Annotated in this window: 25 protein-coding genes and 1 riboswitch; of the genes, 16 read left to right on the top strand and 9 right to left on the bottom strand. The window is 36.7% G+C overall.

What is annotated here, in order from left to right; all coding sequences use genetic code 11:
* The first annotated feature begins 53 nt into the window (after positions 1 to 53).
* Positions 54 to 155, top strand: a riboswitch (purine riboswitch).
* Between the two features lie 135 nt (positions 156 to 290).
* The 3 genes from V1L66_RS21590 to V1L66_RS21580 all read left to right on the top strand — a co-directional run bounded on the left by V1L66_RS21590 (position 291) and on the right by V1L66_RS21580 (position 3,001).
* The gene (locus tag V1L66_RS21590) at positions 291 to 875 is read left to right on the top strand and encodes a xanthine phosphoribosyltransferase (protein WP_026023439.1); all 585 of its coding nucleotides are present in this window, start codon (positions 291 to 293) and stop codon (positions 873 to 875) included.
* Positions 875 to 2,173, top strand: a complete 1,299-nt coding sequence (locus tag V1L66_RS21585) for a nucleobase:cation symporter-2 family protein (RefSeq protein ID WP_004227687.1) — start codon at positions 875 to 877, stop codon at positions 2,171 to 2,173. Before V1L66_RS21590 ends, V1L66_RS21585 begins: the two co-directional genes overlap by 1 nt.
* A 306-nt stretch (positions 2,174 to 2,479) precedes the next feature.
* Positions 2,480 to 3,001, top strand: a complete 522-nt coding sequence (locus V1L66_RS21580) for a DUF2179 domain-containing protein (protein ID WP_004227692.1) — start codon at positions 2,480 to 2,482, stop codon at positions 2,999 to 3,001.
* A 51-nt stretch (positions 3,002 to 3,052) separates the two neighbouring features.
* Here the strand turns inward: V1L66_RS21580 and V1L66_RS21575 are convergent, their stop codons facing one another.
* On the bottom strand, positions 3,053 to 4,342 hold the full coding sequence (locus V1L66_RS21575) for a DUF2252 family protein (RefSeq protein WP_333006361.1): 1,290 nt from the start codon (positions 4,340 to 4,342) through the stop codon (positions 3,053 to 3,055).
* 181 nt (positions 4,343 to 4,523) lie between these two features.
* Between V1L66_RS21575 and V1L66_RS21570 the strand changes: the two genes are divergently transcribed.
* The gene (locus V1L66_RS21570; protein WP_016991751.1) at positions 4,524 to 5,093 is read left to right on the top strand and encodes a YitT family protein; all 570 of its coding nucleotides are present in this window, start codon (positions 4,524 to 4,526) and stop codon (positions 5,091 to 5,093) included.
* Positions 5,094 to 5,126: 33 nt separating this feature from the next.
* Here the strand turns inward: V1L66_RS21570 and V1L66_RS21565 are convergent, their stop codons facing one another.
* The 4 genes from V1L66_RS21565 to V1L66_RS21550 form a co-directional block, all read right to left on the bottom strand.
* Complete coding sequence (locus V1L66_RS21565; protein WP_016991752.1) at positions 5,127 to 6,023, bottom strand: DMT family transporter; 897 nt, start codon at positions 6,021 to 6,023, stop codon at positions 5,127 to 5,129.
* A gap of 103 nt (positions 6,024 to 6,126) precedes the next feature.
* On the bottom strand, positions 6,127 to 7,287 hold the full coding sequence (locus V1L66_RS21560; protein ID WP_333006360.1) for a PucR family transcriptional regulator: 1,161 nt from the start codon (positions 7,285 to 7,287) through the stop codon (positions 6,127 to 6,129).
* Between the two features lie 147 nt (positions 7,288 to 7,434).
* A complete protein-coding gene (locus V1L66_RS21555; RefSeq protein ID WP_016991753.1) occupies positions 7,435 to 8,853 on the bottom strand; it encodes an amidase in 1,419 nt (472 codons plus the stop codon).
* Entirely contained in the window at positions 8,843 to 9,028 is a 186-nt protein-coding gene (locus tag V1L66_RS21550) for a hypothetical protein (protein ID WP_009373346.1), read from the bottom strand. The genes V1L66_RS21555 and V1L66_RS21550 overlap by 11 nt, the downstream gene beginning before the upstream one ends.
* A gap of 294 nt (positions 9,029 to 9,322) precedes the next feature.
* On the opposite strand from V1L66_RS21550, the gene V1L66_RS21545 reads away from it, so the two are divergent.
* The 4 genes from V1L66_RS21545 (at position 9,323) to V1L66_RS21530 (ending at position 13,355) form a co-directional block, all read left to right on the top strand.
* Complete coding sequence (locus V1L66_RS21545) at positions 9,323 to 10,204, top strand: EAL domain-containing protein (protein WP_312125614.1); 882 nt, start codon at positions 9,323 to 9,325, stop codon at positions 10,202 to 10,204.
* Positions 10,182 to 11,132, top strand: a complete 951-nt coding sequence (locus V1L66_RS21540) for a GGDEF domain-containing protein (RefSeq protein ID WP_036075391.1) — start codon at positions 10,182 to 10,184, stop codon at positions 11,130 to 11,132. The genes V1L66_RS21545 and V1L66_RS21540 overlap by 23 nt, the downstream gene beginning before the upstream one ends.
* An 88-nt stretch (positions 11,133 to 11,220) precedes the next feature.
* A complete protein-coding gene (locus V1L66_RS21535; protein WP_333006358.1) occupies positions 11,221 to 11,658 on the top strand; it encodes a hypothetical protein in 438 nt (145 codons plus the stop codon).
* Positions 11,659 to 11,960: 302 nt separating this feature from the next.
* Positions 11,961 to 13,355 carry an L-cystine transporter gene (locus V1L66_RS21530; RefSeq protein ID WP_333006357.1) on the top strand — a complete coding sequence of 465 codons (1,395 nt, stop codon included), beginning with the start codon at positions 11,961 to 11,963 and terminating at the stop codon, positions 13,353 to 13,355.
* A 47-nt stretch (positions 13,356 to 13,402) separates the two neighbouring features.
* Here V1L66_RS21530 and V1L66_RS21525 read toward each other — a convergent pair whose 3' ends face one another.
* The 3 genes from V1L66_RS21525 to V1L66_RS21515 form a co-directional block, all read right to left on the bottom strand.
* The gene (locus tag V1L66_RS21525; RefSeq protein ID WP_036075397.1) at positions 13,403 to 13,717 is read right to left on the bottom strand and encodes a hypothetical protein; all 315 of its coding nucleotides are present in this window, start codon (positions 13,715 to 13,717) and stop codon (positions 13,403 to 13,405) included.
* A 99-nt stretch (positions 13,718 to 13,816) separates the two neighbouring features.
* The gene (locus V1L66_RS21520) at positions 13,817 to 14,356 is read right to left on the bottom strand and encodes an SLOG family protein (RefSeq protein ID WP_409072247.1); all 540 of its coding nucleotides are present in this window, start codon (positions 14,354 to 14,356) and stop codon (positions 13,817 to 13,819) included.
* 223 nt (positions 14,357 to 14,579) lie between these two features.
* The gene (locus tag V1L66_RS21515) at positions 14,580 to 15,725 is read right to left on the bottom strand and encodes a DUF418 domain-containing protein (protein ID WP_333006355.1); all 1,146 of its coding nucleotides are present in this window, start codon (positions 15,723 to 15,725) and stop codon (positions 14,580 to 14,582) included.
* Between the two features lie 103 nt (positions 15,726 to 15,828).
* Here V1L66_RS21515 and V1L66_RS21510 point away from each other — a divergent pair, with 103 nt between their 5' ends.
* Both V1L66_RS21510 and V1L66_RS21505 read left to right on the top strand, forming a co-directional pair.
* Positions 15,829 to 16,530, top strand: coding sequence for a response regulator transcription factor (locus tag V1L66_RS21510; RefSeq protein WP_333006354.1), 702 nt, complete (start codon positions 15,829 to 15,831; stop codon positions 16,528 to 16,530).
* Positions 16,527 to 18,170, top strand: coding sequence for a sensor histidine kinase KdpD (locus tag V1L66_RS21505; RefSeq protein WP_036075408.1), 1,644 nt, complete (start codon positions 16,527 to 16,529; stop codon positions 18,168 to 18,170). The genes V1L66_RS21510 and V1L66_RS21505 overlap by 4 nt, the downstream gene beginning before the upstream one ends.
* A 107-nt stretch (positions 18,171 to 18,277) precedes the next feature.
* On the opposite strand, the gene V1L66_RS21500 is transcribed toward V1L66_RS21505, so the two are convergent.
* The gene (locus V1L66_RS21500; protein ID WP_036075411.1) at positions 18,278 to 19,183 is read right to left on the bottom strand and encodes a TetR/AcrR family transcriptional regulator; all 906 of its coding nucleotides are present in this window, start codon (positions 19,181 to 19,183) and stop codon (positions 18,278 to 18,280) included.
* 157 nt (positions 19,184 to 19,340) lie between these two features.
* On the opposite strand from V1L66_RS21500, the gene V1L66_RS21495 reads away from it, so the two are divergent.
* The 6 genes from V1L66_RS21495 to V1L66_RS21470 all read left to right on the top strand — a co-directional run bounded on the left by V1L66_RS21495 (position 19,341) and on the right by V1L66_RS21470 (position 26,206).
* Entirely contained in the window at positions 19,341 to 20,855 is a 1,515-nt protein-coding gene (locus V1L66_RS21495; protein ID WP_333006353.1) for a DHA2 family efflux MFS transporter permease subunit, read from the top strand.
* 161 nt (positions 20,856 to 21,016) lie between these two features.
* Positions 21,017 to 22,036 (top strand): serine hydrolase domain-containing protein, encoded by a 1,020-nt coding sequence (locus V1L66_RS21490; RefSeq protein WP_333006352.1) that lies wholly within the window; start codon positions 21,017 to 21,019, stop codon positions 22,034 to 22,036.
* Positions 22,037 to 22,053: 17 nt separating this feature from the next.
* The gene (locus tag V1L66_RS21485; protein WP_333006351.1) at positions 22,054 to 23,346 is read left to right on the top strand and encodes an extracellular solute-binding protein; all 1,293 of its coding nucleotides are present in this window, start codon (positions 22,054 to 22,056) and stop codon (positions 23,344 to 23,346) included.
* Between the two features lie 87 nt (positions 23,347 to 23,433).
* A complete protein-coding gene (locus V1L66_RS21480) occupies positions 23,434 to 24,381 on the top strand; it encodes a sugar ABC transporter permease (RefSeq protein ID WP_333006350.1) in 948 nt (315 codons plus the stop codon).
* 12 nt (positions 24,382 to 24,393) lie between these two features.
* Entirely contained in the window at positions 24,394 to 25,221 is an 828-nt protein-coding gene (locus V1L66_RS21475) for a carbohydrate ABC transporter permease (RefSeq protein WP_052125300.1), read from the top strand.
* A complete protein-coding gene (locus V1L66_RS21470) occupies positions 25,208 to 26,206 on the top strand; it encodes an N-acetylglucosamine kinase (protein WP_128568191.1) in 999 nt (332 codons plus the stop codon). Before V1L66_RS21475 ends, V1L66_RS21470 begins: the two co-directional genes overlap by 14 nt.
* The last annotated feature ends 15 nt before the right edge of the window (positions 26,207 to 26,221 follow it).

Genomic DNA, 26,221 nt, shown 5'->3' with positions numbered 1-26,221 from the left:
TTTGGTGAGAGATAGTAGCCCTTACCGAATAAAGTGATAAATTGGTTATTCTGATAGTTTCATACAATTCCACTCATATAATAGCGAGAATAGGGCTCGCAAGTTTCTACCGATTTACCGTAAATGAATCGACTATGGGTAGCAATGCTTTTAGAGAACTTCAATTTTAATGATGTTTTCTATTCATTTCGACGTTTTTGCGCTGAATGCTTTGCTCCACTCGTAGCAGAATGGAATCAAAGTATTCAGCGTTTTTTTATAATTTTTTACGAAAGAAGGATATGAAAGAAATGAAGTTATTACAAGACAAAATCATGCAAGAGGGTAAAGTATTATCTTCATCCGTATTAAAAGTTGATTCATTTTTAAACCATCAAATTGATCCGATGCTTATGAAGGAAATTGGTCATGAATTCGCAAATCGCTTCTCTGATCAAGTGATTACAAAGATTTTAACAATAGAATCTTCAGGTATCGCTCCTTCTGTCATGTTAGGACTAGAAATCGGTGCACCGGTAGTGTTCGCTCGTAAACGTAAATCATTAACACTTTCAGATAACCTTTACACATCGAAAGTACATTCATTTACAAAAAATGAAACAAATGATATTTCTGTATCACGTAATTTTTTAAGTGAAGACGACAATATTTTAATTGTAGATGATTTCTTAGCAAATGGTGAAGCTGTCAAAGGCTTACTTGATATAGCTGCACAAGCGGGTGCGAATGTTGTGGGAGTTGGAATTGTTATTGAAAAGGGCTTCCAAGATGGCGGAAAATTATTACGTGAGCAAGGTGTTCGCGTTGAGTCATTAGCGATTGTAGATTCTCTTGAAGATGGCAAAGTAACATTTGCTACGGAGGCTCGCGCGTAATGAATACCTTTAAATCGACTGCGCTAGCGATTCAACATTTACTTGCAATGTATGCTGGAGCCATCTTAGTGCCACTGATTATTGGTGGAGCAATTGGCTTCGATTCAACACAAATGACGTATTTAGTAGCGATTGATATTATGATGTGCGGGATCGCTACACTTTTACAAGTTTATTCAGGTAAATTCATTGGTATCGGCTTGCCTGTAGTACTTGGCTGTACATTCACAGCGGTAAGTCCAATTATTGCAATTGGTACAAACCCAGAGCAGGGTATTACGGACATTTATGGTTCTATTATTGCCTCTGGTGTAATTGTAATGATAATTGCGGGCTTCTTCGGAAAGCTTGTAAAATTCTTCCCACCAGTCGTAACAGGGTCAGTTGTTTCAATTATCGGTATTTCCTTATTACCAGTAGCGTTAAACAATATGGCGGGTGGACAAGGTGCTGAGGATTTTGCCTCTGCTTCTAATGTAGCTTTAGCCTTTATTACATTGGTTATCATTTTAGTCGTTTATCGCTTTTCTACAGGCTTTGTTCGTGCTATTTCTATTCTGATTGGATTAGTAGTAGGTACCGTTTTAGGTGCCTTCATGGACAAAGTGGATTTCACGCCAGTAGCAGATGCTAATGTATTTCACATGGTACAACCATTCTACTTTGGCATGCCAACATTTGATGTAACGGCAATTATTACTATGACACTTGTAGCAATGGTATCTTTAGTAGAATCATCTGGTGTCTATTTTGCGCTAAGTGATATTTGTAATAAAAAATTAGATTCAAAAGATTTAGCTCGTGGCTACCGTTCAGAAGGTCTAGCTTCAGTAATCGGTGGTATTTTCAATGCCTTCCCATACACAACCTTCTCACAAAACGTGGGACTTACACGTATGTCAGGCGTCAAAGATCGTAAAGTCATTTACATCACAGGTGGTTTACTAGTAGCACTTGGCTTCCTACCAAAAATCGCAGCATTAACAACGATTATTCCAACGTCTGTACTAGGTGCGGCAATGCTAGCGATGTTCGGTATGGTGATTACACAAGGTATGGGTATGCTTGTACCAGTTATGAACGAGTCAGCAGAAAATGCGATGATTGCTGCCATTGCAGTGAGTTTAGGCGTCGGTGTATCAGTCGTTCCTGGCATTTTTGATGCACTACCAGAAAAAGTGTCAATTTTAACATCTAACGGAATCGTCTGTGGTTCAGTCACAGCGATTATTCTTAATATTTTGTTCAACATGATTGGGCCGAAGCATAAAAAAGACCCGATGCATGGAGAAGTGTAAAAAGATAATTAAATAACATTCATCTAAATATCCTACATATTTTGATGAAAAGAATAGTGTCACCTACTTTTATCTATTGATTTAGATTTCAGGAGGTGCCACTTTTTTGTCGTTATGGATTGTATGTTTTTAACTATTGATAGAGGTTTTAGTTAAAATTTGTTCCTTAAAATAACTCTAGGCAGTCATATGGAATGTTTAACATTAGATTAAAAGGGAATTTAAAATAGAGTTGTTGAAATCGCATGTAACTCTCTCTTTCAACATATACTTATATAAAACTACTCTCAGAAAGGTCTAGCACAAATGCAAAGTATCGTTTTAATTTTAATCCTACAATTAGTATATGTACCTTTTTTAACATTACGAACAATATTTTTAGTAAAGAATATCACGTTCCTTGCTGCGATATTTGGGATGCTGGAGATGTTAGTATATGTATTTGGCCTTTCACTTGTTTTCAGCGGGAAGCAAAGTATGTTATCTATGGTTGTCTATGCTGTTGGGTTTGGCTTGGGTATATTTTTAGGAGCAAAAATAGAACGAAAGCTAGCGATAGGCTATGTTTATACAACCATTAATACGCAAAATAAGAATGAGGAGCTTGTGAAATTTCTTCGTAACGAAGGGTTTGCGGTCACGATTTATATCGGAGAAGGGCGAGATAGTAACCGCTATAAATATGAGATCTTAACGAAGAGGAATCGTGAAGGAGAGCTCTTTCAAATAGTAGAGCAATTTGAGCCGAATGCGTTTATTATCTCGTATGAGCCTAAATCATTCAAGGGCGGCTTTTTACTTGCTCGTATGAAGGCTAAGCAGAAATAATATTCAATATGAGAGGACCCTCGCTAAAAGCGAAGGTCCCTTTTTTACATATTACATAAATTTTGTTTCAACCCAGTTTTTGAATAAGGCATAATCTGTATAGACGGTTTCTTTGTAGCTCATTGCTTGTAAAATTGTATGTTCTATAAATACATTCTGTTCTTTACCGATTGCTTTTAAAATCTCCTCCTCGCTGTGATAGGTAAAAACATGAGAATAATCGATGTCAGCTCGTGCATGTATTTTAGCGGCAATTTTCCCCATAAGTGATGTTGTTGTAAAGTAATCCTCTACATCCTTATAGTTTTTAGGCTTAATCTTCTTTTTATAAGGAGAACGTTCTCGAATATAAAATTCCTGACCATTCATTGTAATAAAGGCTAAATGTGGGTCCTCTAAATGGTGCATGGCCTTTTGAGTTCCAACTACTCGTGCTCCCTGGTGCTCATAATGAGCCCAAAATAGATCCTGATAGGGAAGAAAGTAGGCAGGAATGGCTGTGCGTACTTCTTTCATTTCTAACACTAAATTTTCAACCCCTGATGCACCCTTTTCATCTTCCACTAAAATATAGTAACGTTTTAAACCGATTGAAGCTGTTCCAGAGCCATACTTATAAGCTATGTCCCTAATTTTATAAGTGGAAAGTGCGTTTGAAATGGAATTGTATTCTTCAGCAGTGACGGGTTGAATTTCTTCATTCCATAAGAAAGATCGTTCTCCATCTTCATTCAGATACGTAATATCCTGTAAAAAGAAAGATCTTGGGCGTTTCTCAAGCTTTTTTAATAACCTCTTTGCAGGTCCCTTTGTATTATCTTTTGTGAATATGAGTGTTAGAGGATCATCCTGTTTACGCTCAAATCGTTTTAGCTGAACGATATAACTGTTAAGGAAATGTTGAATAGCTGTTTCTTGAGTTGTTTTATGTAAGCCCTGCTCCTCTAAATAAAGTGCAATACTAACACTCATTCGAACAATAACGTATAAATAAGAGCCTACATAGCCCTCATCGAAATCATTGACATCAAAAACAATGGAGCCAGCTTCATTTTGAAAAGCACCGAAGTTATCCATATGCATGTCACCTTGAATCCAAGTTGGTTTTCTATCAGGAGTATGGAAGATTGAGGCGGATTTTGTCATATCAAAATAAAAGAGATAGGCACTTCCACGGAAAAAGCGAAATGGGCTTTCAAGCATTTTACGGTATTTCTCCAAGCGCTGTCCCTCTGTTAAACGCATTCGTTGAACATCGAACTCATCAAAGATTGTTTTTAATTGTTCTTGTCTTAAAAAAGTTCTAGTATGTTTAACTTGCTCCAATAAAGCATGCTCCATATCATAATCCCCTTTGTTAATTTAAAATTTATCTGTATATACGGAAATAAATTGAATAAGTTTCTAAGAAATTTAGCAAATGTACTCGATAAAAATGGCTAATCATCTAAGGTTATTTCATAACATGTTCAATAGCCTATTTTCATACTATAAGACATGCATAGACACGGAGGGGGGTTGTATGTATTTCTTTACAAAAAGTCTTGTCATTCTAATAGGAAGTATTTCATTGTCGTTAGGAATAAACTTATTTTTAACGCCTTATGAAATTTTAGATGGGGGAGTAGTGGGGTTAGCGCTAATATTACATTATTTATATAAGCTCCAAATTGGTTTAATGATTATTATCATTAGTATTCCAATTTTTATTATTGCGTGGTTTAAATATAAAACCTATTTTTACAATAGTATACATGGATTAATAACATCTTCCTTCATTATCGATTTTTTAAAGCCTGTCCGCAATCTTGTGCAAATTGATGCGCTTTATAGTGCCATTCTTGGAGGAATACTTGTAGGCTTTGGTATTGGTCTAATGCTGCGATTTCAGACAAGCACAGGGGGGACTGACTTAATAGCACAATTTATCTGTGATAAAACGGGTATCAATGTTGGGATATTAATATTTTTTATTGATTCCATCGTGATTGTTATAGGCGGCTTCCTCCTATCCACCTCAACCTTGCTATTATCTATAATTACAGTGCTAGTTGTGGGGATTACGACAAGCATTATTACTAGTCGAGTTTGATAAACATAAAAAAAGTTCCAGTATAAACTGAAACTATTTGGGGGTCTGATTATCAAGTGCTTTCATTAGCTTCTTTTTTGGATGTGCAGGTTTCACTTCGGCAATTAGTATAGCTAGTAAAATAAGTACGGCACCAACGACCATACGGCTTGTTAGCATTTCATGCAAGAAGATAACGGATAAAACCATGCCGAAAAAAGATTCAGTTGATAGTATAATCGCAGCCTTTGTGGCAGTTGTATATTGATTGGCCACATTCTGGAAAAGATAAGCTATTGTCGTAGAAAAAATCCCTAAATAAACAAGAGAGTAAATTGCCTCTTTTTCAAGCGACGTAGGAATTTCACCTTGACTAATGATAACTAGAACACCTATAAAGGATGCTGTAAGAAACTGAATAATGGTTAGCGCAATGGCATCTTCCTTTTGAACAAAAAGGTTTGTACAAAAGATATCAAAGGCAAAAGCAACGGCACAAGCTAATGATAGGGCATCACCTATATTCATTGTCAATGAGCCTTGTAATGATAGAAAGCCAATGCCCACAATCGCCATGATCGAACCAATGATTTCGTAGCCATCGATACGACGTTTATAAACGGCATACGCTATTAAAGGGACAATGATGACATTTACTGCGGTTAAAAAGGCGTTTTTAGATGGTGTTGTATATTGCAGTCCGACAGTTTGAAGGGCAAACGCTATATACAAAATCGTACCTAATAAAGCTCCCTTCCATATTACTGATTTCGAGGCCTTTTTTAATCGGGAGCCAAATAAAACAGTTAATATGATTGAAGCTAATAAAAATCTGCCAGCCATTACTTGATAAGCTGTTAAATATTCTAGAGCAATGGCCGTTACAACAAATCCACTACCCCACACGATTGCAGTAACTAATAGCATCCCATCAGCTATGTAAGTTTTCATGTTTTCTTCCTCCTAACTTCAATAGAATAGCATAAGAGAGAAGAAAAGAATTTAATTTTATTTCTAAATATTCAGGCGTTTTTTTGTACTTATTCCAAAGCGATTAGTCACTGTTCATTTTGCTATGTAATAAGTACAATTTAACGGCTGCAGCTAGGCGTTCATAAAAAACATAATCATTATCTACGGGTGCTACTAGCTGACGTATTTTAGCCATGCGATAGCGGATTGTATTTGGATGACAGAATTGTGCTACAGCAACTTCCTTAATATTTCCTTTTTTAATGATATAGGTTATGGCGGTCTCCATTAAGTCTGGATCAGCCTTTTTATCAAGTAAAGGGGCTAAAAAAGAGGTAACATAGTCCATTGCGAATACTGAATCTTTACGGTACAACTCGATTAATAAACAATCGGACGCGAGATTCTTATAATGACAGCTAGGGAGCATATCGATTTCAGCGAAAATATTAGCAAAAAAAGCTTCGCGTAATGCAATGGGAAATCCTGTCTGGGTATCATAGCAACTGCTATAGCCGAAAGTGATTGTATCAGTGGGTATGGCATATAATGCTAGCCATTCACATAACACCCTTTCAAATTGGAACTGCTGAGATGAATGTGTCATGATAATAAATAGACTTTTTTTATAAGAACAAATCAAACCCGATTTTAATAGTGGCTCCAACGAGTGAAAGGACTGCATCCGGCTCTGGTGGATTGGATCACTTGCTCGTAAATTTGCTATAAATACATATTTTTCAAAGGGTTTATTGAGCTGTTGTAAAATGGATTTTATTTGCTCCTGTGTTACATCTTCCTCCATTAACCTTCGTAAAATCGTCTCTAAAAAGTAGGAATAATCCTGTGTCTTAGCATAAGCCATCGTTTCTAAAATGATTTTTTCAAAAAACTCATCTCCACCAAAGCGCAATATAGGGAAATTATGCTGCTCTGCATACGACAAAACTTCTTCAGGTAATTCCTTAAAAATAACAGGCTTATAGGCTAAAGCACTCGCCCCAAGCTCAATTAGATTTTTAACAGCATTGAATAAATACTCAGGCTTTTGCTTTGCAAATAATAAACTACTTAACACAACACTGTTGGGGGTAAAGATAGTATCCCTGACATGGTGGATATCAGGTGAAAATTCAAAGTCTAATATTTCTACATTTTGAACAGCTTTATTTAAGCCGTTGTGACCAGCAATAACAGTGAAGTCTTTTGTAATAGGTAGTTGTAAAAATTTTTCTACATTCATGAATGGATCATTGCCTTTCCTGTAGTAAGCTTCTAGCTTCTATTATAAAATTACTTGTTCATAAAAAACCATTAGTATGAATCCACCAAAAAAATCTGCTCATTCAGCGGTATACCGCGAAGTGAGCAGATTTCCAACACTTATCGTTTAGATATTAGCAAAAATATTTGGCTTTCTAGTTCTCTGCGGATTTGCTTGCTCAACTGCATGGCCAACATTTAAAATGCGTCCTTCTTTATAGGCTGGACCAATAATTTGTAGACCTATTGGTAAGTTTCCTTTAAAGCCACAAGGAACTGAAAGGGCAGGTAAGCCTGTTAGGTTACTAGGGCCTGTAAAGCGGATAATATTATCGATTAAATCTACTTTTTGACCGTTTAACTCTGCGAAATCATCCCCAATTGTACTAGCTACAACAGGTAGGGTTGGGGTAATGAGCACATCTACCTCATTAAAAATCTCTGTAAACTCCTGCTTGATTTGACGACGTACCTGCTGAGCCTGTAAGTAATCGACTGCAGAAGGCAATTCACCAAGCTCAAATAGCAGACGAATATCGTCACCAAAATCTTGTGGTCTCTTTTGTAAATCTGAATGGTGTATAGCTGCTGCCTCTGAAAGGGATGTCACAAGCTCTGCCCATTCTGCATATTGTAGGGATGGAATACGCACTACTTCTACTTTAGCGCCTTGATCCACTAAGCTTTGAATACTCGCTCTAACAGCCTTCTCTACATCAGCATCAACATTTTTAAAGAAATATTCTTCATTGATACCAATTACTAGATCCTTGATATTGCCAGTAATCTGCTTCTTATAGTTGTCTATTGGAATATCAATGCAAGTAGGGTCTCGATGATCAAAACCAGCAATGATTTCGAGCAAGCCCGCTGCATCCTTAACGGTCTTTGTCATCGGGCCAATATGGTCTAAGCTCCATGCAAGCGGGTAGCAGCCATATTTACTTACACGACCGTGTGTAGGTTTTAAACCAACAATGCCGCAAGCAGAGGATGGGATTCGAATAGAGCCTGCTGTATCTGTACCTAGTGAAGCAACACTTGCTCCAGCTGCAACAGCCGCACCAGAGCCGCCACTTGAACCACCAGGAATTTTATCTAAATCCCATGGGTTACAAACAGGACCGTAATGAGGGTTGTTATTGGTAATTCCCCAAGCATATTCATGCATGCTTAACTTGCCAGTGAAAATAACACCAGCGTCACGAAGCTTTTCAACTACTGTCGCATCATAATCAGAAACGAAGTCCTTATGAATTTTTGAGGACATCGTTGTTATTTTATCTTTAAAATACAAGTTGTCCTTTAAGGCCATAGGTATCCCATGATACATACCCTTGTAATGACCTTGGAGAATCTCCTGTTCAACTTCTTTTGCCCTTGCTAAGGCTTCTTCCCGATAAAAAGCCATATAGGAATTAATTTTAGGCTGACTTTCCTCAGCAAAATCTAAAATAGCTTTCGTTAATTCCACGGGAGATAGCGTCTTTGATGCAAGTAAAGGTGCCAACTCTTCAACAGATTTTAAATGTAAATCAGTTGTCAATGTGATCACCTCCAGGAATACTACGTACTGCGATGTCTGCATCATCAATCGCAATACCTTCTAAATTGCTACGAAGGGACTGCATACCTTCCCAGCGTGTTTTTAATAGTTCAAGGTGTTCAGGTTTCGGTGTAATTCCTTTGTTCTCCAGTAATTGTTGAATAGACAAGCTCATTAACAGGATCCTCCCTTGAATAATTTTTATCTAAATAGGTTTCCCTATTAAGATCGATACAGTAAAAACACAAAAAAATATAATAGGTAATATAAACCTATTATTACAATCATACACTATTATTAGTTTATATCAAATAAATTATTTGCAATAGTTTTAATATTATGAAATATTTACTAGCCAAATGTTTTGTTAAATCGTATGTAGGAACTCGCTCTTTTTACATTCGATTCACAGTCTATTTACAATCAAAGCGTACAATGAACCATAATAACCAAATGAAGAGGTGCAAGAATGGAGTCTGCAGTGGGACAAAGGATAAAAACAAATAATTTATTTTCTTTTTTAAAATATTTATATAGTCAACATCAAAGCAGTTCGTTATATATGAAGCGTTTAAAAGCATTGAAACAAATTATTCAGCATAACGATTTACATACATACTTTCAACCTATTGTAGATTTACAGTCAAAGCAAACAATAGGGTTTGAAGCATTAAATCGACCTATACCTTCAACATTATTTAATAGTGTGGATCAGTTTTATGAGTTTGTAGGGCAAACAGATTGCGTTTTTTTATTTGAATGTTTTTGTAGAAATCTTTCCTTGCAACGTTTTAAGGAACGTTTACACAAAGACTTGGCGAATAAAAATTTTTTAGTGTTTCTTAATATACATCCGAATGTTTTATTAGATAAAAAATATCATAGTGGAGAAACACTACAATTACTGAAGGAGCTTGGAATTAAACCTCAGCAAGTCGTTTTTGAACTAACTGAACGGAGTGCTGTAATAGATTTTGTGGAGTTTGAACGAGTATTATCGCATTATCGATCACAGGGTTATCGCATTGCCGTAGATGATGTAGGATCAGGCTATAATAGTTTGAAAACGCTGATCTATTTAAAGCCAGAATTTATTAAACTAGACCGATCATTAATTCAATTCATTGACAAAAATAGTGAACAACAGCAGCTTGTTACATTGTTAATGAAATATGCCGAACAAGCCAATACAAAAATCATCGCTGAAGGGATTGAACGACAAGAGGAGCTTGATTATCTGCATCGTATCGGCATTCATTATGCACAGGGTTATGCTATAGGAAAGCCTGCAAAGGAAATATATATGGGGAAAATAAGGGTGGGTGACCATGAAGATAGGGGAAGTCATTGAGAAAGTTCCGTGTATTGATGAATTTGTGAAAAATAAAGAAGTAGATGTACTTTTTACAAGTAATCCATCGTTGCGTAGCGTTGTTGTTGTGCGTGATGAAAAACCAATTGGACATATTACACGCACACATTTCTATCAAAAAATCGGTACTCGGTATGGCTATCATTTATTAATGGAACGTCAAAATCAGCTGATGATAAAGAAAAATCCTTTAATCGTTGATCGTAATACACCAATCACAGAGGTCAGTACATTAGCTATGGCTAGACCTCCTGAGGATTTATATGATGATGTCATCGTCACGAAAAACAAGCTTTATTATGGCATGGTTAGTATTCGAGAGTTATTGTTAAAGCTTGTTGATACACAAGTAGCCATTGCAAGCTTCCTGAATCCATTAAGTAGTCTTCCTGGCAATAAATTAATCGATGAAAAATTAGAGGAAGCATTACAGCTATCGCAATATAGTTTAATCTATTTTGATTTAGATCACTTTAAATCCTACAATGACACATATGGCTTTAATAAAGGCGATAAAATTTTACGGTATTTAACAGAAATACTAAAAAGACATATCTGCGGCGTAGAGGATTTTTTAGGACATATTGGTGGAGATGATTTTGTAGCTATTCTACCTTATTACGAGGTAGAAAAGATGTGTCAAAAAATTATTGATGACTTTGATGCCAACATACTTAGTTTTTATGAGTTGGAGGATTTAGCATATGTTCAGGTAGCTAATAGATCTGGCGAACTGGAGCCTTTAACATGTACATCCTTATCCATTGCCATAATTACGAATGAATATCAGTATTTTGACTCCGTCGAACAATTATCCAATGCGGTAACACATGTAAAAAAGCAGTGTAAAAAAATAGCGGGTAGTTGTTACCTCATTAATAAACAACAAAATTATTTTGTTCATTAGCAAACTATGCTAGAATTACGGAACTAATATGTAAAATATATGAAAATTTAAATAAAATTGATATATATTTTGGTTACAGGAGGTTTAGATGGATTCAAGAAGACTGCACATTTGGCAACCCGTCACTTGCTTAGAAAGAGCCCAAATCGTTAATGCCACATTGAATTATACAGATCGAGGGCTCTGCTTAACATTAATAGATCGAAACAATACAGAAGTTGATATTATCTATGATAAGATGTCTCCTATTCACGATTATGTTTGGTCTTTTCGCTATACTGGAGAAATCCCACGATCTGATTTAGTAGACATGGTCACTGAAACCATGACCCAAGAACAATCTAAAAATTCTTCAGCAGAATGGTTTTATAAAATGAGCAATTCAGATTATATAGAATGGTTTGATCAACTCCCGTGGATTGGAAGCAAAGAAATTCCTACCGTAGAACATCATATCTACTGCTATAATGACGGTGTGTTTGACATCATTAGTGACTACGAACCAAGATTTGTAATTAGAAAATAATACTTAAAAGGCTGCCCCTGCACTGTTAAAAACTAACAGTATAGGGGCAGTTACTCATTTGTCACCAAATGTAGTGGCATTGATTAAACTAGCTATACATTTACAAACATTTTTTATGAGCTTTTCCATGATTAATCCTTTGTCAGAGGATGATTGTTACGCCATTTTTCGGGGTATAATCCTTAGCAAGAAAGCATTCTGTTATAGGAATTTATTAATCTTAATAAAACATACTTGAATTATAGGGATTATGGGTATATAATTCGATTACATTATTATAAAACATCTTAGGAGGCATTCCATTGTCGAATTTACAAATCATTCTTAACGTAGCAGTGTTGCTTGTGTTCGTTGGAATTTTATATGTTATGAATAAAAAGCACGTTAAGTTTTCTAATCGTGTTTTCGCCGGTTTAGGCTTAGGGATTGTACTTGGTCTTGGACTTCATTTTATTTATGGTCTCGATTCTGAAGTATTAGCCAAAACAACATCTTGGTACAATATTATCGGTACTGGGTATGTGAAACTGCTCCAAATGGTAGCAATGCCTTTGGTATTTATATCCATTTTAATTGCATTTACTAAAATGAAGATTGGAAAAAATTTCGGAAAAATGGCAGCACTTATTTTAGCCATTTTAATCGGTACAACAGCCGTTTCGGCAGCTGTAGGGATTCTTTCTGCAACAGTCTTTGATTTAGATGCAACACAAATTTTACAAGGTGATGCAGAAGCTGCACGTGGTCAATACCTTGAAGAAAAAACAACGGGCTTAGCAGCTCCTGATCTACCAACACAAATTATTGAGTTATTCCCAGCAAATCCATTCCTTGATTTAACGGGTGCTCGTTCTACGTCAACAATTGCGGTTGTAATTTTCTCTGCATTCCTTGGTTTTGCTTATTTACGTGTGGCACGTAAGGATGAGGGAACAGCAGCAACAATTAAAAAAGGCTTAGATGCTATCTATGCTCTTGTAATGGGCGTTGTAACAATTGTATTACGCTTAACGCCATACGGAATTCTAGCGATTATGGCTCGTACTGTCGCAACATCTGATTTTGGAGCGATCTACAATTTAGGTAAATTTGTGATTGCTTCTTATGTAGCATTATTTATTGTTTTAATCGTACATTTAATAATTCTTACATTAAGTGGTTTAAATCCATTTACGTATTTAAAAAAATCAGCAGAAACATTATTATTCGCCTTTACATCACGTTCTAGTGCGGGTACTTTACCGATGAATATTAAAACGCAAACAGGTCGTCTTGGTGTATCTGAGGGGATTGCAAACTTCTCAGGCTCATTTGGTTTATCAATCGGTCAAAATGGTTGTGCAGGTGTATATCCAGCAATGTTAGCCATTATGATTGCACCAACAGTCGGCATTAATCCACTTGACCCTGTGTTTATTATTACAGTTATTGCAGTAGTAGCTGTAAGCTCGTTTGGTGTGGCAGGTGTTGGTGGTGGTGCAACATTTGCAGCTATCCTTGTATTATCAGCACTTGATTTACCAATTGCTCTAGCAGGTGTATTAATCTCTGTTGAGCCTTTAATTGATATGGGTCGTACAGCGTTAAATGTAAGTGGATCAATGACAGCAGGTGTTACAACAGCACGTATTACAAAAGAATTAGATACAGAAATGTATAATAATAAAGAATTAGGTGCTCAGGTAGCAGACCTATAAGATCAAAAAAGCCCCTTTAAAGGTAAAACTTTAAAGGGGCTTCTGCTTTATACGATTTTTACATAAAAATCCTTACCGTTGATTAATTCGGATAGCTCAATTTGATAATTTTGTTTATAGTAATCATAAATATTGTAGGCTAAACCGGAGTGTCCATTCAAATAGGTTCCCTTTTTAATCTCTTTACGTGGATTATGGAAATCAAAATATAAGCGTGAATCATGACTCATTGTATTTAAAATAGCAAGAAATTCTTGTTCTTCAATATGAATTCCCCGTGTATACCGACATTCTCTACGATACGTATCATGTGATACATTTACGGGAGAAGCTTCAAGAATCATTTCAATATGTTTATTCAAATGATGACAGCTCCTTTCAAATTATAGGTAAAAACCATAAGAACAATCAGCTTTATTAATTCTAGTATATAATTGTCAGAAAATTATATCAATATTTTTCTACCAGTTTTGCTGTTGAATTTCTTCTGCTATTAGTTGTAAGTCATAGGCAGTTACTGTTAAAAGCTTATAATCATGGGACTCCATATATTTTTCTGCAAGCCGTTTGATATATTTCGGTGAACCCTCATTTTCTTCATCATAAATTAATAAAAGTCCATCTGTATTTTGGATAATAAATTTGTCCTTCTCAATAAATTGCCAAGGAGCTTCATACGGTTTTTTGGTCACGCTTGTGACAAAATCAGCTTGGGCAATTAATGCTTGATACTTTTCTTTTTTATGATCTTGCCAATTTTTCTCTTGCTCTAAAAAAGGTGTGATCACGGCGTATTTTAAAAGTGGAAATTCTTTTTTTAACATTAAAACAACTTCAGCACTCCAAGTTTCTACGCCCTGCTGACCGCTAATAATAACCCATTCGAGTCCTTCATCAAGCAGTGTACGCAGGTGAGCTTCCAGTGCTTTCTTTATGATAACAATACCGGGATGTTTATCATTAAAGATACCAAGCTCATGTGGTTTATAGCCAGTAATCATAATACGCTGTAACAACAAAATACCCCCTAAGCTGTATAGTTGTAATACTAGTATACAGCAAGGGGGCGAATGATATCGATATTGTCTATGAAAAGGCAAATAGTGTTAAAATTACTGCTACAGCTGCACAAATGCCTAAAAACCACCATGAGTCTGTAAAGTCTTCTTTTGTGTCACTATTCATAAAAAATAATTCCTTTCTAATTTGCTTGTTTGAGGGGTTTTACTTTACCTGCCCAGTCCAAGACCAATTTGTCCATATTCGTAAGATTGTTTCAAATGGACCACGTTTAAATTTCTTTAAATAGGCAAGGCTGAAAACACATTGCAAGCTATAAACAACGATTCCGAAAAGGATTCCGCCAAAGACTCCTAATTTGCCGTATAGGCCAAGGCCATAGCCATAAAAAACAGTTGTACAAATGATAGTTTGTAGTAAATAATTGGTTAGTGATAGTTTGCCAACGCTCTCAAAAGCAGGAGCCAGTTGTTGAACTGGACGTGTGTTATAAATGTATGCTGCGAGGCAAACATAGCCAATCGCTAATAACTGGGAGCCACCCATTAATAAGATAGAAGAAAATGCACTTTCACTTTCTATAAAACTTACACTTTTACATACGAGTCCAATGGGTACAAGGAGAGCACCTAGCTTATACCATTTCATTTCCTTGTTCATCTCCACGAAGGCTTGCTTCTTAGCAAGCGCCATCCCAAAAAGGAATAGTGGTGCGTAGAACATAGGTGCAAAAATTAATATAATGAAAATAAATGAAGAATCCTCCATTCCTGGTACTTCGGCATTAGCTCTAAAATCAAAAATTTCTAAGTAGCTGCCGTTAGCGTAAACATCATCCGCTTGCTGGATGTATGTGTCTATCTCTTTTTGTTCTTTTTTAGACGTTTCCATAGAGCCGTATGTTAAAGCTGTTGTTAATACAAATAGAATTCCAGCCCAAATAAATAAAGTTTTTGGTTTACGATTAATAAATGGGATTAAAAATAACATCATACTGCCATAGGAAAATAGAATATCGCCTTCCCACAATAAAATTGAATGTAATAAGCCAAGGGCAATTAATCCTGTTGCACGACGTAAAATCGACCAGCGGCTTTTAGTCTTTTTTCTGCGGATGGATTCAATTAATTTAATAAGTGAGAAGCCGAATAAAATAGTGAAGATGGGCATGAACGAGCCTTCAATCACAACTTTTACAAAATATAAAGCCCCGTTATCTAAGGTAGAAAGATTATTTAATTCATCTTTGCCATACATCCCGAATTGGAAGATTAGCAAATTTGCCATTAAGATGCCAAATAAACTAAATCCACGCATTGTATCAATGAAAGTAACACGATTAGTTGTCATTGCGTTTTATCTCCTTAATTGGTTATCTTATACATATAATAAATAAGGAAGCTTATGGTGAAATAATGACTACCTTAAAGTAATCTTAAAAGTAGGTGAGGAAATGCAGGAAGCATCAATTTTAGTGTTAGAGGATGAACGTGCCATTGCTGAAATGATTGAAATCATTTTAAGAAAAGAAGGAATTACCAATATTACCTTATGTAATACAATTGACGAAGCAAAAGATGAAATGAATACTAAAGCATTTGACTTTTATCTATTAGATATCATGCTACCAGATGGAAGTGGGCTGGATATTGCGAATAGTATTCGAGAAAAAAGTGACGCCCCTATTTTTTATTTAACCGCAAAAAGTAGTGATGCAGATAAGCTTCGTGGTTTTATGAATGGTGCAGATGATTATATTACAAAACCATTTAATCCCTTAGAGCTTGTAGCACGAGTAAAGGTGCAGCTAGTCCGTTATATGAAGAAAAAAAGTGTACCAGAAAATCACATATTTAGTTGTAGCCGTTTTACATTTGACATTGATGCAGCAGAAATCGAGGTAGACGGTGTAAAGGAAATAATCAGTGGTCGCTTGTTTCATTTATTAAAATATTTATGTGACAATGTAGGGCAAGTGTTATCAAAAGAGCAAATATATGAGCGCGTATGGGGTGATTGCTTATTTGATGATAATACAGTGATGGTACATATAAGAAAGCTGCGAGAAAAAATAGAAAAAAATCCTGGAAAGCCGACATGCATTATCACTGTAAGAGGCATTGGCTATAAGCTTGTTGGGGATATTTCTGCATGAAGCCTGCTGGAAAATTAACTCTTCGTTTTGTTTCGTATTTCATCATATTCTACCTCTTAATTATTTCAGGTTTTATTATAAGCTTGGTGTTTTTTGCTATCTTTATCAACGATCGTGTTGGTGATAATATTCATGTGATGAGCTCCTTTGAAATTGAAGATGATGCAGTTGTAGAGAAAGGGAAGACGGCTAAAATTGCTGATTATTTAGTGGAGAGAGCTGAGGAAAATGTAGGACAGCTCTATTTATTTGATCCATCCATGACGATTGTTGACTATACTGGAGATACATGTGGTCTATGTGGAAAGTCAGATAATGAAATATTGGCATTGCGGCAACCAGGCATGCATACATGGGAACTGCCGAATTACTACTTATTATTTCTTCCGAATACTCCTGTGCAACCACTCTTTGAGGAGGCACTTGAAAACTGGACAGCAACAGGGGACATTTCTGCTGTAACAAAGCAACGTCTAAAAGAAAATAAAGCTAGTGTTGAAATTTATGATGAGCAATGGAATCGGATTGAGGTCATAGGCGAACGCTATGAGAAGCTAAATAAGCCACAATTACTAGAGGAAAAATACGATATTTTCGAGCATGCGGAGCTGAATCAAAGTGCAGCGTTATCCAACGATAAGACATTTGTTGTAAGAATGCCTAACCCATCGTATAAGCCATTTGAAGAGCCTTTTAATAAGGCGATGGTATTGTTTGTTTCTATCTTTTTTGGGGGGCATATTATTTTGCTGTTGGGCGTTCTTTTCTTGTCTATTAGTATTTCACGTCAATTCGTGCGTCCGCTCGTCTATGTTATTTCGCGTATTGAGCGACTTACCCAATTTGATTACAGTGAGATTAGCGACAAAAAAATCCATCATAAAAAGACAGGAAAGCTGAAAAGGAAATTTAAACTGTTCCAACCTGTAGAGGAGTCACTCAACCACTTATCGGAGCGACTTAATTCAAATGAAAGGCAAATCAAGCATGCAGAGCAACTACGTGAGGAGTGGATAACAGGTCTATCGCATGATTTAAAGACCCCGTTAAGCTCAATTTACGGTTATTCAACAATGCTGGCATCGGAGGATTATGAGTGGACAAAGGATGAGATGCGTATTTTTGCACAGACCATGCAGGAAAAGGCAACCTATATGGATGCACTTATTCAGGATTTGACGTATACGTATCAATTAAAAAATAAAGCCATACAGCTCGATAAAGTGGTACTGCCGCTAGCAACATGGCTGCCACAATTTGCAGACGAACAGGTGTGTGTGAAGGTGTATGGTGATGTGTTGTTACAAGCGGATGAGCTTTTACTCAAGCGAATAATGGATAATTTAATTACCAATGCGAAAAAATATACTCCTGAAGGCACGAAGGTAATTGTGGAAGCACAACATACTGGTAAGGAAGTGATGCTTACCATTGCTGATCAAGGACCTGGCATTCCTCAGGAGGTGCTCGATAATCTATTCGAACGCTATTATCGAGGTACGAATACAACAGACGATATAACAGGAACAGGGCTAGGACTAGCCATTACGAAGCAGCTCATTGATTTACACAATGGCACAATTAGTGTCCGTTCAGGTCAGGATGGGACAATCTTTGTGCTAAAATTTCAATGTCATTAGGGTGAATCTCTGTGCTTTCTTAAAATTGTACAAAGGTCTGTCATAGAACTTAGTTTCATTCAACATCGTAAAGAGGTATCAAGGTGTTCATTTGATACCTCTTTTTTTTATTTCTTACAGCGTTCAGCGGGCTGTTCAATTTTTACGTAACGCCATAAGTTATTGGCGATGTCACGGGCTTCTGCGATATGTTCTGTGCCGACGAAGGCCTTACGGAAAGGTGTAAGAAGTGATTCGATGATAAAAAGCTTTGGTTTTTCTTTCTGCAATTCTTCTAATAAGAATTGTGCATACTCCAAACCTTCCATTGTTTCGTTATTTGATAATCCCTTTGTAAAGCCTTGAAGTTGTTCAATAACCATTTCTTTAGTAACAGTTTTATAGTTCACGACATTTTGAATGGTATTGATCATTTCAACACTTACGATAATTTCTTTCGACTCAAGCATAGTGGGTATAATTACGCTAATATTGCGCAATGCTACACGTACAATAGCTTCTCGATTGATATATTTATAATCGGCAATAAAGACAGCACGTAGAGTGAGGTTAATCATTCCGAGTGTTTGAACAGCACATTCATAGCTAATAGGGCTAATCTCTTCGCCAAAGACTTGTACTAGACGATTGGCGAGCCATTCTAATTCTTGTAAATGGTAATTAATAATAATTTTTTTTAGTTCTTTATCTCTTGATTGGAAGATGGATTCGAATATCTGTACTAAATTATGTTCACGATTGACATACATGAGAACAGCGACTTGCTGTGTCAATACTTCTAAATCTGTAGGGTCTTTACCATAGATAAGCTCATGGCGACGATTACTAGCTTCCTCGCGCCCTTCATCTAAAATGGCGATTAAGCATTCATTTTTCGAAGTAAAGTGATTATAAAACGTACCTTTAGAGATTTTAGCCGCATTGATGATGTCATTAATCGATGTATCTAGAAAGCCTTTTTCAATAAAAAGTTCACGTGCTGCTGTTATAATTTGTCTTTTTCTTTTGTTCATAACCTCACCTTTTTTATAATATTATACTCTTATTCTACACTCAAAACGCCTTTATATCAACGATTATAAAAAATATAAACTTATTTGTTGAAAAAAGTAGACTACGAGTATAAAATAAGTTTTATCGTAAAACACAAGAAAGAATTGAGGGATATAAATGAATAGTGAGCAAACAATGAAAAAGCCCCCTTATGGCATGATAGCTATTCTATTTGTGGGTGCTTTTGTTGCTTTTCTAAACAACACATTGTTGAATGTGGCATTACCAACAATCATGAAAGATTTTGGGATCACCTATTCAAAAGTACAATGGTTAGCAACAGGGTATATGCTAGTGAGCGGTATTTTAGTGCCAGCTTCAGCATTCTTTGTGACACGCTTTAAAAATAGACATTTATTTATTACAGCGATGTCCATCTTTACAATAGGTACAATTATGGCAGGCTTCGCTCCTAACTTTGGCATGCTGTTAGCAGGCCGTATGGTGCAAGCAGCCGGAGCATCTAGTATGTCGCCACTTTTAATGAACGTTATGCTAACAAGCTTCCCGAAAGAGAAGCGTGGGACAGCAATGGGGATCTTTGGTTTAGTTATGATTATGGCGCCAGCAATTGGTCCTACATTATCAGGGTATATCGTGGAACATCATGATTGGCGTATGCTTTTCCAAATGATTATTCCATTTGCTTTAATTAGCTTATTATTTGGTGTTTGGAAACTAAGAAACGTGATGGAGACACGTGAAGTTCACTTAGACTTCCTTTCAGTACTTTTATCAACTGTTGCATTTGGTGGTATTTTATACGGCTTTAGTACAGCGGGGGATAAGGGTTGGTCAAGTCCATGGGTATATGGCACAATTACGATTGGCTTCATTGCTTTAATTATATTCGTTGTTAAACAACTGAAAATGGATGAGCCATTACTGGAATTACGTATTTATAAGTATCCAATGTTTGCTTTAGGGTCAGTTATCTCTGTTATTGTCTCTATGGCAATGTTCTCAGGGATGATTTTGACACCGGCATATGTACAGTCTATCCGTGGTATCGAACCATTTGAAGCAGGCTTGATGATGCTTCCAGGAGCACTTGTCATGGGGATTATGTCACCAATCACTGGTAAGCTTTTCGATAAGTTTGGTCCCCGCGTGTTGGCCATTATTGGATTAACGATTACAACTATTGCAACTTTCGGTTTAACAAAGTTAGAAATTGATTCAAGCTACACATATATCGTATCTATGTATACGATTCGTATGTTCGGTATGTCGATGGTCATGATGCCTATTATGACAAACGGTTTAAATCAACTGCCACAAATGATGAATCCACATGGTACAGCGATTAACAATACATTACAGCAGGTATCAGGAGCAATCGGTAGTGCGATCCTTGTAACATTTATGAATAATCGTACAAAGGTTAAAGCGGAAGAGTTAATTGCGGAAGCAAAAGCGAATGCTGCACAATCAGGAGCAGCGCCTACAGCAGAGCAAATGCAACAAATGCAGGATCAAATTATGCAAAATGCCTTATTAGATGGTATTACACACTCCTTCTTAATTGCAACGGGTATAACAGTCATTGCAGTGGTACTTGCATTCTTCTTGAAACGCGTAAAAGTTGAAAGCGCAGCAGCATCAATGGATTTAAAAAAACCAACTAAATAAATAAGAGAGTCCCTAGCCAGTAAATATTTACTAGCTAGGGATTTTTTTATTGTGCACATATGAAAAAAAAATTTAGGATTACTGTTATTTTTCATCATTTTATTTTATATGATAATACTAATTTACAGAAAAATTAGATATTTAAGTTGAGAGGTGCTTATTTGGTAGGTGCATATATAAGTGACTTAGTGAAAGAACGAGAAATTCCAGGGGCTGTATTAATTGTTCAGCAGCAAGAAAGAAGGCTGTTTTCAGGCAGCTATGGAGCCTATACAGCTGAGGACGGCAGCGAGCAAGCTATTTTAAGCCATACGCTGTTTGATTTAGCCTCCTTAACAAAAGTTGTCGCAACACTCCCAGCTATTTTACTCCTGATAAGTCGAAATCAAGTTAATATAACAGATTCAGTTCGAACATTTTTGCCTCATTTTAAATATCCTCTCATTACAATTCAGCATTTATTGCAGCATTGCTCAGGACTGCCAGCAGATTTAATACCTGCAGTTAAGAGACATCATAAGCGTGACATCCTGCAGGAGGTATTGGCAAGTAATGTAGTATGTCAGCCAAATGAACAAGTGCAATATAGTGATTTAGGTATGATTATGCTAGGAAAGGTGATTGAGAAAGTTACAGGCGTTTCATTAAAAAGTTTTGTAGAGCAAGAGGTTTTTAAGCCATGGGGCATGCATCATACATGTTTTCAACTGCCTGAGCAAACAAGAAGGCTTGCAGCATCTACAGAAATGGTGGCAGGTCAATTTGTACAGGGAATAGTCCATGATGAGAAGGCTTTATTACTAGATGGTATTGCTGGGAGTGCAGGTTTATTTTCATGTGCAGAGGATTTAGCAAAGTATGCGGAAATTTGGTTGGGAATCAAGCAACAAACGGTAATTCCATACGAAGAGTTAGAGCTTGCCTATACGAAAACATTTAAAACGAGGGGACTTGGGTTTGAAGTATGGGGAGGAGATGAAGCATCATTTTGTTTTGGTAGGAGGTGGAGCAAGGGCTCATTTGGTCATACAGGATTTACAGGCACGAGTATTTGGATGGACCCTGTAAAAAAGGCATTTGTCATTTTACTAACGAATGCTGTGCATTATGGGAGAAATACAAACATGGGAAGGATTAGAGAGAAGCTTCATACGATGATTTATGAAAAATTACTGATATGAAGGGTGGATCTGCTGGTATGAGACAAAAGAGTAAATGGTTATTGTTGCTTCTTTTATTACTCGTTGTGGGTTTAGTAGGCTGTAACACGAACGAGAAAATAACGACCTCAACAACACCTGATAATGAAGAGAAATCGAAAACTGAAGAGGTTTCGCTAACAATAGGGAGTTGGCGCACAGAAGATGTTGCCAAGTATGAAAAAGTGATTGCTTTATTTAATGAACAACATCCTGAAATACATGTTTCATTTAACCCAACTAAAAATACTGAATATAATACAGTCCTCAATACGGCATTACAGGCTGGAGAGGGTCCAGATATTTTCCATTTGCGTCCTTATGCAGCTGGATTGAAGCTTGCAGAGGCAGGTTATGTTGAGAAAATAAACGGCTTAAATGGATTGAATGTATTTCCTGAAGAAGCTTTAAAGGCTTCTCGTGATGACCAAGGGAATCAGTACGGTGTACCAATTAACTTAAGCTCTACACAATTTTTCTATAATAAGAAGATTTTTAAAAATAATAATCTTGAAATTCCTACTACATGGGATGAATTCATAGCATTAAATGACCAATTATTAGAAAAGGGTATTACGCCAATTGCAATGGGTACAAAAGAAGGCTGGCTATTATCGTTGCTACACGGTATTGTCGGTCCTGCTGTTTATGAGGGCAATGACTTTTACCAAGCAGTGCTCGCAGGAGAAAAGGATTTTACAGATCCGAAGTTTATTGAATCAATACAAGTGATGAATGACTTGAAAAAGTATTTTCCTGTCAATTCAGAAGGCTTAGGAATGGATGATATCCGTACTTTGTTTGCACTAGAAGACGCGGCAATGTTTCCGTTAGGTAGCTGGGAAATTCCTGTTGTATTAGAAATGAATCCAGATTTAGATTTAGGTTATTTTCCTATTCCATCTAAAGAGGGGAATAAAACAGTAACGACCTGGGTTGATGGCTCATTTGCGATCAATGCTAATTCGAAAAATAAAGAAGCGGCTAAAGTGTTTTTAGAGTTTTTAACAACAAAGGAGTTTGGTGAGTTGTTTGTGAAGGAGTTTTCCATGATTAGCGCCATTCCTGGTATAACTTCTGACGATGTATTGTTAAATGATATCAGTCATTCGACTGCAAATGAAGCAACGCCATATATGTGGGTAACTAATTTTACTGGTGGGGACCCAACAACAAAGAGCTTACTTGAAAGTGAGCTACAAGGCATGTATTTAGGTCAAGTAACGCCTGAAGAGGTGGCCGCAAAAATACAGGAAAACGCTAAGACTTGGTTTACGCCATTTCAAAAATAATGAAAGCATCTAATCAGTAGACCCCTGAAGTGCTATACAGGAGTTTAGGGGTCTTGTTGTCTCAGTATTAGTAAAAGGAGGCTGCTCATGATGAGAGAATATACAGCTTCATCAGTAAGAAAACGGAAATCGAGAGCAGGGTGGACTATCCATCTTTTCCCTATACCTGCACTGGTAGTATATGGGTTGTTTGTGCTTTATCCGATAATAGCGGCATTATCCTATAGTTTTTTTGAATGGAAAGGGATGGCTCGTGGCGATTTTATCGGTTTCCAAAATTTTGTGACGCTTTTTACGACAGAACCCTATGGCTCCATGTTTTGGAATGCCTTTAAACATAATGTCCTCTATTTTGTTGTGCAAATGATTGTTATGAATGGATTAGCCTTCTTTCTTGCCTTTATTATTTATCAAAAAGTTAAAGGAGCGGAGTTTTTTAAAGCTGCCTTCTTTTTACCGCGATTATTATCAGTTATTGTTGTAGGATTCTTATGGAAACTCATTCTAAATCCCAATTTTGGTACTTTAAATGTTATTTTGGAGAAATTAGGTCTTGAAACTTTACAAAAGGCTTGGCTTGGTGATCCCAAAACGGCGTTAATTGCCATTATTTTAGTCAATTGTTGGTTTGGATTAGGTTTTGGTGTCTTAATTTTTCTTGCTGGCTTTCAAGGGATTCCAAGTGACTTAGTCGAAGCTGCAAAGTTAGATGGCGCTAAGGGCTTTACTTTATTGCGTACGATTTACTTGCCTTTAATGGTGCCATCAATTATGATCATGGGCATTTTAACATTTATCCAGTCGTTTGAGGCATTTGAATTAGTATATGCAATGCAGGGTTCTATGGGAGAGCCGTACTATTCTACAGATACGTTAGCCGTATTTTTCTATCGCTTAGCATTTGGTAGCTCTACCGCTTCTGGCACAACAGCTATTGGATTGGGTTCGGCATTGGCTACGGTACTATTCTTATTTATATTAGTTTGTACCACACTATTTTTACGTTTTGCCAATAAAAAGAATGTTCAAATGTAAGAGGTGAGTATAGTGAAGCAAGGCGCTATTTGGGTTCGACCATTTTATTATCTTGTGGTGTTTACGGTGGCGACCATTAGTTTATATCCGGTTTTGTTAATGATTTTATCTTCATTTAAAAAGAGCGTGGACATCTATAAAAATCCATTGGGTTTACCGACTAGCTTTAGCTTAGATACTTACCGTACATTATTATCAAAAATTCCATTTACAACGTACTTTCTAAACAGTCTATTTGTCAGTATTGTATCTGTTGTACTAATAGTGGTTGTTTGTTCACTTGCTTCATTTTATATTGCCCGCTTTAAATTCTCCTGGAATCATGCATTGTTCTTTATTTTTTTATTAGGCATGATGATTCCTATAAAACTGGGAATTGTTCCGCTCTTTATTTTAATGCGTGATTTAGGGCTGATCAATTCCTTATGGTCTTTAATTTTGATGAATACCGCGACAGGGATTCCATTATCCATGCTGATCTTAACAGGCTTTTTTAAAACAATGCCTTATGAGCTAGAGGAAGCGGCCCGGATAGATGGGGCGGGGAACTTAAGGGTTCTTTGGCATGTGATGTTACCGTTAATGAGACCTGCACTTGGCACAGTGGTAATTATAAACTTTATTGCTGCATGGAATGATTTCTTCTTCCCACTTATTTTTATTACAGAAAAAATGAAACGGACGATACCTGTTGGAATGATGTCGCTTTTTGGGGAGCATTCGGCAGATTGGGGCTCTCTTTTTGCAGGTTTAACATTAGCTTCATTACCAATGATCCTATTATTCTTGATTGCGTCAAAGCAATTTATGGAGGGGCTGACGGCTGGTGCCATTAAATAGACAATACATTATTGGGGTCGATGGTGGCGGGACGAGAACCCGTGCAGTGATTGGGACCAGAAAAGGTGAGGTGCTGGCTTTTGTTGAAGGAGCTGGAACGAATATAAAATCAATGCCACCAGAAAAGGTAAGGCTTCACATTATCCAGCTCCTTGCCAAGTTACTACAAAAGATAGATGCGACAAAGAATGATATTTCTACAGTGTTCTTCTGCGTGGCAGGAGGCGATCGCCAGGTAGATAAAGAACGCTGGGAGCAATGGATGAGCTTCCTTTTCCCTGATAGCTTCTGTAAGATAACCATCACCAATGATGCAATAGCGGCACTTACTAGCGGTACATTTACACAGCAAGGGCTCGTTGTGATAGCTGGAACGGGTTCTATCGTATATGGTGTTGGAAAAAATCATCAAATTAGTCGTGTGGGAGGATGGGGTTATTTATTAGGAGATGAGGGCAGTGGATACTATATTGGGCAAGAGGCATTGCGTTATATTGCACGACATTATGATGCATTTGGTGTAAATGAGAATCTATTTACTGAGACTATTTTGGAGCATCTGGCCTTAAAAAATCCTACTGAAATTATTACGTATGTTTATGAGCATCCACAGCCCCGAGTAATCATAGCCTCCATAGCTCGAGCGGTGTTACGTTTAGCAGAACAAAATAATGATAGGGCAATGAAAATTATTGAACAGGCTACTCATCATTTAGTTCAATTCATCCAGACAATGTTCAAAAAAGAGCCGCAGCTACAAGTTTATCCTATTGTCCTATGTGGAGGTTTATTCGGAAATTCATATTTTGTTCAATGCTTTCGAGAGAAATTACAGCTTGCTAAAATACCTAATCGACTATTACAGCCAGAAGTGCCTCCTGTTATAGGAGCCTTCGTTAATGGACTTCTCAGTGAAGGAATATCAATGACGGAGGCTTTACAACGAACGATAAAAGAAACTTGGGTGAGCATCCATGAAAAATAGCGTAGGAGGGATTTG

Source organism: Lysinibacillus sp. IITD104, assembly GCF_036698265.2.
In the GTDB taxonomy this organism is placed as follows: domain Bacteria; phylum Bacillota; class Bacilli; order Bacillales_A; family Planococcaceae; genus Lysinibacillus; species Lysinibacillus boronitolerans.
This window is presented reverse-complemented; position numbering and strand designations above follow the sequence as displayed.

Coding starts and splice junctions, on each gene's coding strand:
- V1L66_RS21540 (WP_036075391.1), top strand. CDS start 10,182: ATGAAGATAGGGGAAGTCATTGAGAAAGTTCCGTGTATTGATGAATTT.
- V1L66_RS21580 (WP_004227692.1), top strand. CDS start 2,480: ATGCAAAGTATCGTTTTAATTTTAATCCTACAATTAGTATATGTACCT.
- V1L66_RS21585 (WP_004227687.1), top strand. CDS start 875: ATGAATACCTTTAAATCGACTGCGCTAGCGATTCAACATTTACTTGCA.
- V1L66_RS21510 (WP_333006354.1), top strand. CDS start 15,829: ATGCAGGAAGCATCAATTTTAGTGTTAGAGGATGAACGTGCCATTGCT.
- V1L66_RS21535 (WP_333006358.1), top strand. CDS start 11,221: ATGGATTCAAGAAGACTGCACATTTGGCAACCCGTCACTTGCTTAGAA.
- V1L66_RS21550 (WP_009373346.1), bottom strand. CDS start 9,028: ATGAGCTTGTCTATTCAACAATTACTGGAGAACAAAGGAATTACACCG.
- V1L66_RS21570 (WP_016991751.1), top strand. CDS start 4,524: ATGTATTTCTTTACAAAAAGTCTTGTCATTCTAATAGGAAGTATTTCA.
- V1L66_RS21565 (WP_016991752.1), bottom strand. CDS start 6,023: ATGAAAACTTACATAGCTGATGGGATGCTATTAGTTACTGCAATCGTG.
- V1L66_RS21560 (WP_333006360.1), bottom strand. CDS start 7,287: ATGAATGTAGAAAAATTTTTACAACTACCTATTACAAAAGACTTCACT.
- V1L66_RS21590 (WP_026023439.1), top strand. CDS start 291: ATGAAGTTATTACAAGACAAAATCATGCAAGAGGGTAAAGTATTATCT.
- V1L66_RS21505 (WP_036075408.1), top strand. CDS start 16,527: ATGAAGCCTGCTGGAAAATTAACTCTTCGTTTTGTTTCGTATTTCATC.
- V1L66_RS21500 (WP_036075411.1), bottom strand. CDS start 19,183: ATGAACAAAAGAAAAAGACAAATTATAACAGCAGCACGTGAACTTTTT.
- V1L66_RS21515 (WP_333006355.1), bottom strand. CDS start 15,725: ATGACAACTAATCGTGTTACTTTCATTGATACAATGCGTGGATTTAGT.
- V1L66_RS21575 (WP_333006361.1), bottom strand. CDS start 4,342: ATGGAGCATGCTTTATTGGAGCAAGTTAAACATACTAGAACTTTTTTA.
- V1L66_RS21485 (WP_333006351.1), top strand. CDS start 22,054: ATGAGACAAAAGAGTAAATGGTTATTGTTGCTTCTTTTATTACTCGTT.
- V1L66_RS21545 (WP_312125614.1), top strand. CDS start 9,323: ATGGAGTCTGCAGTGGGACAAAGGATAAAAACAAATAATTTATTTTCT.
- V1L66_RS21495 (WP_333006353.1), top strand. CDS start 19,341: ATGAATAGTGAGCAAACAATGAAAAAGCCCCCTTATGGCATGATAGCT.
- V1L66_RS21480 (WP_333006350.1), top strand. CDS start 23,434: ATGATGAGAGAATATACAGCTTCATCAGTAAGAAAACGGAAATCGAGA.
- V1L66_RS21520 (WP_409072247.1), bottom strand. CDS start 14,356: ATGATTACTGGCTATAAACCACATGAGCTTGGTATCTTTAATGATAAA.